We start from the raw sequence: 12913 nt of genomic DNA, 5'->3' as shown, positions 1-12913 counted from the left end.
TAGAACGCTTATTTTTTAACACAATCGGCACATTGACCTTGAAGCATAATATTCGCTGAATCAATGTGTCGATTATTCATTTGAGGGATTTCTATATCTAATTCTAAACACTCTACCTTTCCACAATCTTTACATTCAAAATGTGGATGCACATCATGGTGATGATGTGTTGTACAAGTTTGGCATTTTGCATACCACATCAAACCTTTACTACCAGTAAAAGAATGTATTACGCCTTCATTCTCTAAACGTTCAAGAATACGATAAACCGTAGTTTTATTCATGTCATCCTTAAACTCATTAACCAAATCTACGACAGATAAAGCTTCTTCTCGCTGTTCAAAAACAGATAGAATTGCATTTAAAGATTTTGTTTTTCGTCTTACACCCATACTACAAATTTAATGCAACATTGTTGCATTTTCAAATTATATATTATTTTTGCAACTTAGTTGCGTTAATTTACACGCTATAACGAAATGGCTGGCACTTTAAAATAGTATTGTTAACATTTTTGCCCGTCGTTCTTTAATTATAAAATCTGAAGCGTAAACTCAATGGTATTATCAAAGACATCGTTCAAAAAAAATAATTCTGATTTCATAGGTGCATTTGCAAGTGGTTTATGTCTAATTCATTGTATTGCCACACCCTTTATTTTTATAGCTCAGACTTGCTCAGCAACATGTTGTGAAACAGCACCTTTTTGGTGGACTGCTGTTGACTTTTTATTTATTGGTATCTCTTTTTTTGCTGTGTATTGGTCTGTTAAAAACAGTTCTAAATCATGGATGAAATATTCTTTATGGATAAGTTGGTTTCTGTTGTGTTTAGTGATTCTTAATGAAAGAATTGAGCTCTTAAGACTCCCAGAACTAAGTATTTATTTCCCTGCTTTAGCTTTAGTCATATTACATATGTATAATCGTAAATATTGTAAATGTAAAGACGATACTTGTTGTACCTCTACAAATTGATTTTTAAAATGACAGAAAAAGAAATTGACGCTTTAGGCGACGGCCATATTGGAACAAGTATAGATACACCATTACGAGTTGATGCTTTTTTAAAATCTGATAATGAAAAAATAGCAGCTATTCAATATCATTTTAAGGCTATTATGCATGAGCTTGGATTAGATCTTAGTGATGATAGTCTATCTGGTACACCTTATCGCTTTGCTAAAATGTACGTTAAGGAATTATTTTATGGTCTCAATCCAAAAAACCGTCCCAAGCTATCTACCTTCAACAATAAATATGGTTATAACAAACTTATTGTAGAGCAAGATAAAACTATAGACTCATCTTGTGAGCATCACTTTCTACCAATAATAGGCAAAGCTCATATTGGTTACATTCCAAAAGACAAGGTTATTGGGCTTTCAAAAATAAATCGTTTAGTCGATTATTATGCGCACAGACCTCAAGTACAAGAACGTCTCTGCATACAGATTCTTAAGGATTTACAAAATGCCCTACAAACAGAAGATGTTATTGTAGTTATTAATGCCAAACATTTGTGTGTTTCTTCTAGAGGCATAAAAGACAAGAGTAGTTTTACTACCACCATGGAGTATGGAGGTTGCTTTGATAATGCAGAAGAGCGCAATACCTTTCTGAGACAAATTGATTAATGAATCAATTTATTATGTTTAATTAAATTAAACGATTTGTTTAAAATAAAAGCTCACCTCTATGGGTGAGCTTTTATTATTGAGATTTTATTCTAATTCTAATTAAGCCTCACAACTTGAGCATTCTTTCTTTTGCTTAAACTTCTGGGCTGCATTCATACTGTGCTGATAGTACAGAGACTTTAAGCCTAATTTCCATGCTGTTACGTGGATTTTATTGATCTCTTTCACAGACATATCTGGATGTACTATGATATTAACTGATTGGCCTTGATCGATATGGTTTTGTCTATTAGCTGCCTGATAGATAATATCCATTTGATCGATTTCAGAATAGGTTTTAAAGACATCCTTTTCTTCATCAGTCATAAAATCTAAATGCTGTACAGACCCATCGTAGTCTCTAATACTTCTCCATACTTCTGTAGTGTTTTGACCCTTAGACTCTAAAAATGCTTCTAAATATGGGTTCTTAATTGTTGTCTTGATCTTCGCAATATCTTTTACATAAATGTTAGACCAAATCGGCTCAATGCCTTGAGATACTTGCCCTAAGATAAATGCAGAAGACGTTGTTGGAGCAACAGCGTTTAAGGTCGTGTTTCTTCTACCATAGCCTTTTAATACCTTTGGCTCACCGAAATGTTCAGCTAATTCCTCAGATGCCTTGTAAGATTTCTCTTTTATAAGTTTGAAGATCTTACTATTTAAGTTAAATGCTTCTTGACTGTTGAATGCCAACATTTTAGACTGCAATAAAGAATGCCATCCTAAAACACCTAAGCCTAACGCTCTATTGTCTTTTGCAAAGTTATAAGCACGCTCCATAAATAAGAATGTTTGTTGATCATCTCTGTTTGGAGAATCCTTGTAGCGTTCTAATTTTTCAGTAAACTCAGTAATTATAGCATCTAAGAAATAGATCATAGTCTCAACTGCATCTGTATCTTTCCAATCTTCGTAGTGCAATACGTTTAGTGATGACAGGCAACATACAAAAGACCAATCATCGTTAGATGGTAACATAATCTCTGTACAAAGGTTACTTGCATAGATTGGCATTTTTTTGTCTTGATACACATCTGCAGCACCATTATTAGCATTATCGGTAAAGAAAATGTAAGGATAACCCATCTCGCCTCTTCGCTGTAATACTTTTGCCCATACTGTACGCTTATCCACATCACCATCAATCATTTCTTCCATCCATTTGTTGGTAACAGTAACACCATGCGTTAACTCTTGTATTGGATTTCCTTCCGTTCCTATTTCTAAGAACTCCATGATGTCTGGATGGTCTATTGGTAAGTATGGTGAGAAACGTCCACGGCGCACAGATCCTTGACTTACAACGTCTACCATAGACTCAAATAACTGCATAATGTGCACCGCACCTGAGGCTTGACCATTGTTCTTTACAGCTGCACCTCGATGTCTTATCTTTCCAAAATATCCTGACGTTCCACCACCTAATTTGGACATCATACCTACTTCTGATTGGGTATAAAGTATGTTACCCATATCATCATCAACATGAGATCCAAAACAAGATATTGGTAATCCTCTTTCTTTTCCGAAATTAGACCAAACTGGTGAAGATAACGAGAAGTAGCCCAAAGACATGTAATTGTAAAACTTATCTGCATAGCCTGGAATTCCCAAGATTTGTTCGGCTCTGTCTGCAATTTCTTTGATGCGCTCTTCTGCAGATACACCTTCCGTTAGGTAACCCGATGCTAAGAACTTACGGCTATGATCTGTTAACCAACCAAAGTCACCATCGGTTTTGGTGCTTAATTGTTGTAACGACTTTTTTCTCGCGTTAATTAATTCGTTTTCTGTTTTATTTTCTGTTTTGTTCGCGCTATTAATCTGGTTTTGTTCTATCATTTTTAAAAAAGGTCATCACTGGTTATACTTTGAGTTCTTTTGCTATAGTTGATTGATCGCTTCACGAAGAAGTCACCATGTTTGGTACCTATAATTTCGTCGTCAAACCATTCTGTTTCTGCTAATAATTTTTCGTCTGTATCAAAAATTGTTTCAATTCCAATACTTTTTAAAGATCTGTTGAATCGGTCTTTAAGGAATTCATTTACAACCGCTTTTGGTAGGAAATCTATTTCTCCTTTTTCAAAAATCCAATCTACGATCTTGCTTTCGGCATCGAAGGCTTCTCTACACATGTCTTGTACCGTTGCGTTGTATTCTTCGTTAAACCACTCTGGGTTTTCATTTTTTATAATTTTAATAATGTCTATTCCAAAATCGCCGTGTATTTGTTCTTCCTTGGAGGTAGCTTCTACTACATTAGAAACACCTTTTAACACATTCTTGTGTTTATTAAATGCCATTATGATAAGAAACTGAGAAAACAGAGACACATGCTCAATAAATAATGAAAATAGTAGTACTGCGTCTGCATAAGCTCTATTATCGTCGCTCTTAGAGTTCTTTAAAGCACTTTCTAAATATTGAACACGACGCATAATTACTGGTTTTTTCTTCAGGTCATTAAACTCTTTGTTTAGTCCCAAAATCTCTAACAAATGCGAATAAGCGTCGTGATGTCTTACTTCACTTTCGGCAAAGGTTGCTCCTACAGATCCAATTTCTGGTTTTGGCATTTTGTGATAAATATCTCCCCAAAATGATTTTACCGCGACTTCGATTTGCGAAATGGCTAACATGGTGTTTTTAATAGCGCTTCGCTCAACATCAGACAAACCTGCTTTAAAATCTTGAATATCGCTTGTAAAATTAAATTCGGTATGAATCCAATACGAATGCCTTATTGCAGGTACATATTCGTACAAATCTGGATATTCATATGGTTTAAGATTAATTCGTTTTTCAAAGATGTTTGTTTTACGCTTTCTGGCTTGTTCGTCTCTATATAGGATGTAAGCTTTAGCTACATCAAAGAATGAATTCTCCATCAATGCATTTTCAACAGCATCTTGTATTTCTTCTACGGTTGGTACGTATTTAGGCTCTTGCTGTTTTTGTTTTAATAACACGTCTAAAACGCTTTGAGATATGCGCTCTGCGTCTTCTAAATTACCATGCTCTAGAGCGGTCATGGCTTTCAGCACTGCATTGGTTATTTTGCTTAGTTGAAATGGTTTTGTTGAAAAATCCCGTTTTTGAATATGTGTTATTTGCATGAGGAAAAGTATTTAGATTAATAATAAGACGAGATCAAATATCCAATTTATATCCGCTCTTATCTAGATACAAAATTCATTTTTTTTAACACTTTTATTAACATTGAGATAACGTTAAATAAACATCAAAGAAAACGGTATTTTAGACAATTATTTTCAATAAAAAAGTTAATTTTTAGGTTTAGACTGAAAATTCAATAATGAAAAAAACACAGAAATATTTATAAACAAATTCTCAACAATTTACCACCAAAAGATTAAAATTTCTTATACGTCAAGTAGTCGTCTGTGATAATTAATTTGCCCTAAATGATACGCCAAATGTGTAGCCAAATGAACAAGAAAAAACTCTGTAGACACTTTACTTTTAAAGGGGTTTTGCTTGTACTCCAAAAGTAAGTCTTCTTCTGTTAAGCTGTTCAAGCTTGTTTCTATTACAGCAATTGTACTGTCTATTTGCTTTACCATTTCTTCTGCAGAAACATTTTTAAGAGAAAACTCTAAATCACGCTGCCTAACGTAACCTGTTTTGCCTAAAACTGCCCCAATAAAATAATTTAGATTACCAATTATATGTAAGCACAAATTACCTGCTGAATTTGATATTTGGTTAGATACCATCCAAAGCTGTTTTTCTGTTTTATAAGCTGTTATTTCTTGCTTTAGTTGTTCGAGATCTCTCTTATATAACTGTACAAGTGTTTTAGTTAGCATATTAACAAAGGTTTAATATTTACTTGGTAGGTCCTACCCAAAAATAGGTAATAAATAGTTTACTTTTGCGCCATGAGAAAACAAAAGCGTTCACAATTTGAATTTGTTGTATTAATGGCTGCACTAATGTCTATTGTTGCGCTTTCTATAGATGCAGTCTTACCTGCCCTACCACAAATTGGAGATCAACTCAATATTAGTGAACCTTTGAAATTACCAAAACTTATTACTTCTATTTTTCTTGGTTTGGGTATAGGTCAGTTAATTTTTGGTCCGTTATCGGATAGTTTTGGAAGAAAACCTGTAATCTACGTAGGTTTTGCACTTTTTATATTAGCATCTTTAATATGCGTAACTACCAAAAATTTTGAAATGATGCTTTTTGGTAGAGTGTTACAAGGCGTTGCGCTTGCTTCTCCGAGAACTATGTCTATTGCCATGGTTAGGGATTCTTACGAAGGAGACTATATGGCTAAGATTTTATCTATTGTTGTTATGGTCTTTATTCTTGTACCTGTTGTGGCACCAACATTGGGTCAGTTTTTAATGAATCATTATCATTGGGAATCTATCTTTACTTTTAATCTTATTTTCGGAATTATTGTTGTCTTTTGGTTTTGGAGAAGGCAACCTGAAACGCTAAAGGATAAATATAAGATACCATATAGACTTTCTATTTTTAAAACAGGTACTTTACAGTTTTTTAAAATTAGATCAGCTGTTATATACACTCTATTATCAGGATTTATAACAGGGTCTTTTATGGTGTACCTTAGTACATCTCAACGTATTTTTGAAAAACAGTACAATCTTGCTGATGAGTTTCCTCTCATATTTGCCAGTCTCGCTATTTCTGTTGGTTTAGCTACATTCTTCAACAGCCAACTGGTTGTTCGGTTTGGGATGAAAAACATTGTACACACTGCCATGATAAGTTTTATAGCAATATCATTTATTTTCATTATTATCTTTAATTCTGGCAAGAATCCTAGCATAGAAATTCTTATCACCTTTTTTGCCCTTCAATTTTTTACCATAGGTTTTTTGTTTGGAAATCTTAGGGCACTAGCGATGGAGCCTATGGGCCATATTGCTGGTATTGGGTCTGCATTAAATGGTTTTATTTCTACAGTTATGGCTGTTCCTATTGCAGATTATATTGGCACTTTTGTTGTTGATTCTGTAACGCCATTATTTGCTGGGTTTTTAGTTTGCGGGCTAATGTCTTTAGCTCTTTTTTATCTTAACAGTAGAAAAGGTGCCAAGATCTTAAACCGAATTTAAAATATCTCTAAACTGCCTTTGCCTTCTCTTACAATTTTTGGAGTATCTTCTGAAAGGTCTATTATAGTAGATGCTTCATTGCCGCCATAGCCACCATCAATAACTATATCGACAAGGTTATCCCATTTTTCTAAAATCAATTCTGGGTCTGTTGTATATTCTATGATATCGTCTTCATCTCTTATAGAGGTTGATACTATGGGATTAGCTAAAGTACTTACCAAAGCTAAAGCGATAGAATTGTCTGGCACTCTAATCCCTACTGTTTTTCGCTTTTTAAACGGATTAGGTAAGCTTTTAGAACCTGGTAAAATAAACGTATAAGGACCTGGCAAAGCACGTTTCAGAATTTTAAAAGTAGCGGTGTCTATTTGCTTTACATAATCACTAAGGTTACTTAAATCCTCGCATACAAATGAGAAGTTAGACTTTTCTAATTTTACACCTTTTATCTGCGCTATTCGCTCAAGCGCCTTAATATTAGTGATATCACAACCTAAACCATATACAGTATCTGTTGGGTAAATTACCAATCCACCTCGTTTTAAGACCTCAACAACTTTTTGGATAGCCCTTGGGTTTGGATTTTCAGGATATATTTTAATAAACTCCGCCATACCATAAAGATAATATTATAAATAAATAGTATTACCGAATTTAACAATTATACTTTTGTTTTATCCTATAATATTATTTTATCAACCATATCTGCATTACCAAAATTAAATTTTATGCCAAAGTTTAATGCATTGTAAGTACCAGTTCTAAAAAAAGGTGATAGTTCTTCTGGTACTCGTATATTAGTTTTAATTTTTCGCCAATTATACTCTATATAAATATTGAGATTTTTGATAAATTCATATTCTAAATTTATGCCTAGGTTACTAAGTTTCCCAGAATCATGGTTTCCATTACCAGAAGGTATAGAATTAGAGAGTGTTGCTCTTCCTAAAATTGAAGTAAAAATACCAAGTCTCACCTTAGAAATCGGTACAAACTCATAGCCAAGAGTACCAAAAATCTCTTCTGTTTGGGTACTACCATAATTACCTAATAGCTCTGGGCTATTATTATTAAAAGAACTAAACCCATAACTAAATCCGGCATAAAGATTTTTAAAAATATAAAAATGAAATTTAAAGTTATAGCCATCTCTGCCTTTAAAACCTTTACCAATAAAGTTATTTCCGTAAGGTATTGGCAATTGGTAGGCTAAACTTACTGACCCAAGATATTGTCTGCTATCATCAAATAAAATAGGTATTTTAGAATTTTCGATATCGTTTACTTTTGGGCCCTGTGCCCTTAACTGAAGGCCAAAAGTTATTACAATTAGTGTTTTAATAATTAAATGTAAACTCATAATTGTCTTCATTTACAGTTATAATTTCTGAAATTGTATCTCCACCATTGAGGCTGTAAGTAAACTCAATTTGAGATTGCAATGGCACCTTAAAACTAGCATTTTCTGCATTTGGAGATAAATTGTTTAATGTAGCCCCTCTATTTCTTATAACATTACAATTGCTAAGTTGTGTATTTAATACACCTTCTTCATAAAACTCTGTACAGTTAGGATCTAAATACATAAAATTGTATTGCAATGTATTACTAGCTTCATTAACTTTAACAATATTGTATGTAAACGTTGTTAAGGCATTTAATTGCAATGTTTCTAAATCAAAAATGAGGTTTTGCGGTGTAAATTCTTCGGTATTTGTTAAGTAACGATACTCAGAAAATTGCGAATTTAAAGATACATCTATGTAAAATAATTCATTAGGTCCAAATAGCGATGTAATTTTAAAGTTACCAAATGCATCACTTTCTCCTAAACCCACCAGCACACGGTCTGCACTAAAAACATTAGCATCTGTATAAACTTCTATATTAGCATTAGGCAGTGGTACACCATTTTGGTCTAATACTTTACCCTTAACGAGAACTCTAATATTGTTTAATATTTCCGTTTCTTCGCAACTTACACAAATAAGTGTGAGTATTAATGCGAGAAAGCATCCGTTTTTAAGCATGGTGTTTTTTTGTAGATGCAAAAAATGATAAAGGGTTGCGTAAATAATTAAGAAATAACCTCTAATTTGGCAAAACGCAAAAGCAGCTTTTTGGTAGTTCCTCCTTCAAACTTAATTTCAGCTTTAAGATCACCACCTGCACCTTCAATTTTAAGTACCTCGCCTCTGCCAAAACGTTGGTGGTTAACGATGTTCCCAACCGTCAACTTGGTATCAAATAAATTAGATCCAGTATTGGTCTCACTTACAGGCTTTAACTTCTTTGGCGTACTAATTTGAAACTTCTCAGGTTTCTTGGTCTCTTTCTTTTTAAACTTTGGAGATTTTGGTTTTGCAAAACGTACATTATTAGGCTCAATATCACCAAAGATTGAAGCATCTAGCATTGGGTTGAAACGCTGTTCTTTTAACGGAGTTGTAATGTTTATAAATTCGTCATCTATTTCTTCAATAAATCTACTTGGTTCTGCATCAATTAGTTTTCCCCATCTGTAGCGCGAAACTGTATAAGTAAGATACGCTTGCTCTTCTGCTCTTGTTAATGCCACATAGAACAAACGACGTTCTTCTTCAAGCTCACTTCTGGTGTTCATACTCATGGCACTTGGAAATAAATCTTCTTCCATACCAACAATAAACACATGAGGAAACTCTAAACCTTTTGCTAAGTGAATAGTCATCAAAGCCACATGGTTTGGATCGCCTTTATCACCGTCTAAATCTGTTGCCAAGGCGATATCTTCTAAAAACTCGGCCAGAGATCCTGTGCTGTCTGCAACTTCTACCTGACCTTCGACAAAATCCCTAACACCATTCAATAATTCCTGTACGTTATCGAGTTTTGTAACACCTTCAGGTGTGCCATCTTTGCCTAACTCTCGGATAAGGCCACTGGTTTTAGCAACATGCTCTGCTAATTCAAATGCATTAGCATTTTGGTTCATAACCTTGTAACTTTCTATCAACGTTACAAAATCCTTTAACTTATTCTTCGTCCCATTATTAATATTGATAGATACACTATCAATATCTTTCATAATCTCATAAATGGTCTTTCCTGTTGCATTGGCTGCCACAACCAAACGATCTACCGTAGTCTGACCAATGCCTCGCGCAGGATAATTAATAACGCGCTTTAAAGCTTCTTCATCTGAAGTGTTTAGAATTAAACGCAAATAAGCTGTTACATCTTTAATCTCTTTACGTTGATAAAAAGATAATCCACCATAAATTCTATAGGGAATATCACGCTTTCTTAAAGCATCTTCTATAGCACGAGACTGCGCATTTGTTCGGTAAAGCACTGCAAAATCGCTATTTTGTAATTGCTTGTTCATTTTGGTTTCCCAAATAGTACTAGCCACATAGCGGCCTTCGTCTGCATCTGTCATAGTCCTATGCACAATGACTTGTTCTCCAATATCATTAGCTGTCCAGACAATTTTATCGAGCTTGGTTTTATTGTGTTCTATAACAGAATTGGCAGCTCCAACAATCATCTTTGTAGAACGGTAGTTTTGCTCTAATCTATAGACTTTTACATCGTCATAATCCTTCTGGAAATTGAGGATGTTATTAATATTTGCGCCACGAAAGGCATAGATACTTTGTGCATCGTCACCTACCACACAGATATTCTGAAACCGGTCGGACAAAGCTCTTACGATAAGATACTGCGAATGGTTTGTATCCTGATACTCATCTACCAAAATGTATCTAAAACGATCTTGATACTGCGCCAGTACCGCAGGAAAACGCGTCAATAACTCGTTAGTTCTTAATAACAAATCATCAAAATCCATAGCACCAGCTTTAAAACAACGGTCTACATATGCTGCGTATATTTCTCCCATTTTTGGCCTGCGTGACATGGCATCTGCTTCCATGAGCTCTGGATTCCTAAAATAAGCCTTAACTGTAATGAGGCTATTTTTATAGGAAGATATACGACCATAAACCTGTTTGGTTTTGTAGATATCCTTATCGAGTCCCATTTCTTTTATAATGGAACCAATAAGCTTTTGTGCATCTTGAGTATCGTAAATGGTAAAGTTACTTGGAAAACCTAAATGATGACCTTCAAACCTAAGAATTTTAGCAAACACAGAGTGAAACGTACCCATCCAAAGATTTTTAGCTTCGCTATCACCAACAATATCTGCAATTCTACCTTTCATCTCGCGAGCTGCCTTATTTGTAAAGGTTAGCGCCAAAATATTAAAGGCATCTACTCCTTGACTCATTAAATAAGCGATACGATATGTGAGTACGCGTGTTTTACCAGAACCTGCACCAGCGATAACAATCATTGGTCCGTCTTTCTGTAATGTTGGTGCTAATTGTGCGTCGTTAAGTTGACTGAGATACTTTTCCAAGACTTCATTTTTTCAAACCGTGAAAATACACATTGTCTCAGGCTTTTCCATGTTTCTAATTCAATAATTATAAACAAAATATCAAGAATTTCATATCATCATTTTTCAATATATTAGTCCAAATTTTTATTTCACATTATGGATTCAGTCTTAGAATTCTTAGGCAATATACCTTGGTGGCTTTGGCTTATCATTTTTTTAGTACTCGTTGCGATTAGAGACATATTCTTTCAGCGTAAACATACCATCAGCCACAACTTTCCTATAGTTGGCCATTTACGCTATTTATTAGAAAGCATCGGACCTGAAATGCGTCAATATTTTGTCGCAAACAATCGTGAAGAACTACCATTTAACCGCATAGAACGTGGATGGATTTATGCATCTGCAAAACAAGAAAACAACTACGAAGGTTTTGGTACAGATAGAGATATATACGCACATCAGCATATTTTTATAAACAATGCGATGATGCCTTATAAGGTTGAAAAACATCACCCAAGCGCACTCGACAAAACCTTTATACCTTGTGCAAAAGTAATGGGCGCCTATAACAAGCGTAAACGACCTTACAGACCAGCATCTATTATCAATGTATCTGCAATGAGTTTTGGTTCTTTGTCCGCAAAAGCCATAGAGTCTTTAAATAAAGGTGTAAAACTTGCTAATGCTTACCACAATACAGGAGAAGGTGGTTTATCTCCTTACCATAGCAATGGTGGTGACGTCGTATTCCATTTTGGTACTGGTTATTTCGGTGTACGTGCTGAAGATGGAGGCTTTTCAATGGAAAAAATGGTGAAACTGGTTGAGGACAATCCTTTTATCAGAGCCATTGAAATAAAATTATCTCAAGGAGCAAAACCAGGAAAAGGCGGAGTACTTCCTGGAAAGAAAATTACTAAAGAAATAGCAGAAATCAGAGGCGTTGAAGTTGGTAAAACTGTATTATCACCACCAAATCACAAAGCCTTTTCTACCGTACCAGAACTAGTGGATTTTATTGAAAGTATTGCTGAAGCCACAGGATTACCTGTTGGCATAAAAGCTGCTATTGGCAAGCTAGAACAATGGGAAGAATTAGCACAAATTATGGAACGCGACAACCGTGGACCAGACTTCATTACTATTGATGGTGGCGAAGGTGGTACAGGCGCAGCACCTCCAAGCTTTGCTGACCACGTTTCTTTACCGTGGGTTTATGGATTTAGTGATGTATACAAACTTTTTCAAAAACATAATCTTACTGAACGTATTGTTTTTATTGGCAGTGGAAAACTTGGATTTCCCGCAAAAGCAGCTATGGCATTTGCGATGGGAGTAGATTGTATTAATGTAGCGCGTGAAGCCATGATGAGTATTGGATGTATACAAGCACAAATTTGCCATACCAACCGCTGTCCTGCAGGTGTGGCTACTCAAAAAAAATGGTTGCAAACTGGTATTAATGTACCTCTAAAATCTGAGCGTTTAGCACAGTATTTTAAAACGTTTAGAAAAGAACTTATGGAAATTACGCATGCCGCAGGTTACGAGCACCCTTGTCAATTTAACATGCGTGATATTGAGATGAATGTAGATGACCACAACCTCAATAAAGAATTTAAATATACTTTTAAATACCAAAAGACAGCAGTAAATTTTAAAAGTATGCAAGAATTAAAAGATTGTGTTTATCTTGGCGGCAAAAAGGAGAATTAATTT

General features: G+C 34.7%; 12 protein-coding genes. 4 read left to right on the top strand and 8 right to left on the bottom strand.

All coding sequences use genetic code 11. The features are described 5' to 3' along the window. Positions 1-8 precede the first annotated feature (8 nt). The gene (locus BWZ20_RS14925; RefSeq protein ID WP_076621163.1) at positions 9-392 is read right to left on the bottom strand and encodes a Fur family transcriptional regulator; all 384 of its coding nucleotides are present in this window, start codon (positions 390-392) and stop codon (positions 9-11) included. A gap of 165 nt (positions 393-557) precedes the next feature. On the opposite strand from BWZ20_RS14925, the gene BWZ20_RS14920 reads away from it, so the two are divergent. Continuing rightward, positions 558-977: a MerC domain-containing protein gene (locus BWZ20_RS14920; protein ID WP_076621161.1), complete on the top strand. Its 420-nt coding sequence runs from the start codon at positions 558-560 to the stop codon at positions 975-977. An 8-nt stretch (positions 978-985) separates the two neighbouring features. Next, entirely contained in the window at positions 986-1636 is a 651-nt protein-coding gene (folE, locus tag BWZ20_RS14915) for a GTP cyclohydrolase I FolE (protein ID WP_076621159.1), read from the top strand. Between the two features lie 102 nt (positions 1637-1738). Here folE and BWZ20_RS14910 read toward each other — a convergent pair whose 3' ends face one another. From BWZ20_RS14910 to BWZ20_RS14900, 3 genes are all read right to left on the bottom strand, one after another. Next, entirely contained in the window at positions 1739-3526 is a 1788-nt protein-coding gene (locus tag BWZ20_RS14910) for a ribonucleoside-diphosphate reductase subunit alpha (RefSeq protein WP_076621158.1), read from the bottom strand. A 2-nt stretch (positions 3527-3528) separates the two neighbouring features. Next, a complete protein-coding gene (locus BWZ20_RS14905) occupies positions 3529-4803 on the bottom strand; it encodes a ribonucleotide-diphosphate reductase subunit beta (RefSeq protein ID WP_076621156.1) in 1275 nt (424 codons plus the stop codon). Between the two features lie 267 nt (positions 4804-5070). Beyond that, entirely contained in the window at positions 5071-5517 is a 447-nt protein-coding gene (locus BWZ20_RS14900) for a DinB family protein (RefSeq protein ID WP_076621153.1), read from the bottom strand. A gap of 72 nt (positions 5518-5589) precedes the next feature. Here BWZ20_RS14900 and BWZ20_RS14895 point away from each other — a divergent pair, with 72 nt between their 5' ends. Next, the gene (locus BWZ20_RS14895) at positions 5590-6801 is read left to right on the top strand and encodes a multidrug effflux MFS transporter (protein WP_076621151.1); all 1212 of its coding nucleotides are present in this window, start codon (positions 5590-5592) and stop codon (positions 6799-6801) included. Here BWZ20_RS14895 and BWZ20_RS14890 read toward each other — a convergent pair. The 4 genes from BWZ20_RS14890 to BWZ20_RS14875 form a co-directional block, all read right to left on the bottom strand. Next, complete coding sequence (locus tag BWZ20_RS14890) at positions 6798-7418, bottom strand: L-threonylcarbamoyladenylate synthase (RefSeq protein ID WP_076621149.1); 621 nt, start codon at positions 7416-7418, stop codon at positions 6798-6800. The genes BWZ20_RS14895 and BWZ20_RS14890 overlap by 4 nt on opposite strands. Positions 7419-7483: 65 nt before the next feature. Beyond that, positions 7484-8164 carry a hypothetical protein gene (locus tag BWZ20_RS14885; protein ID WP_076621147.1) on the bottom strand — a complete coding sequence of 227 codons (681 nt, stop codon included), beginning with the start codon at positions 8162-8164 and terminating at the stop codon, positions 7484-7486. After that, entirely contained in the window at positions 8142-8834 is a 693-nt protein-coding gene (locus tag BWZ20_RS14880) for a hypothetical protein (protein WP_076621144.1), read from the bottom strand. The genes BWZ20_RS14885 and BWZ20_RS14880 overlap by 23 nt, the downstream gene beginning before the upstream one ends. A 47-nt stretch (positions 8835-8881) precedes the next feature. Continuing rightward, positions 8882-11209, bottom strand: a complete 2328-nt coding sequence (locus BWZ20_RS14875; protein ID WP_076621142.1) for an ATP-dependent helicase — start codon at positions 11207-11209, stop codon at positions 8882-8884. Between the two features lie 138 nt (positions 11210-11347). Here BWZ20_RS14875 and BWZ20_RS14870 point away from each other — a divergent pair, with 138 nt between their 5' ends. Next, positions 11348-12910, top strand: coding sequence for an FMN-binding glutamate synthase family protein (locus BWZ20_RS14870; RefSeq protein ID WP_076621140.1), 1563 nt, complete (start codon positions 11348-11350; stop codon positions 12908-12910). Positions 12911-12913 lie beyond the last annotated feature (3 nt).

It is taken from the genome of Winogradskyella sp. J14-2, assembly GCF_001971725.1.
GTDB lineage: Bacteria > Bacteroidota > Bacteroidia > Flavobacteriales > Flavobacteriaceae > Winogradskyella.
Note: the sequence above shows the minus strand (reverse complement) of the source record. Positions and strands in the feature narration are given on the sequence as shown.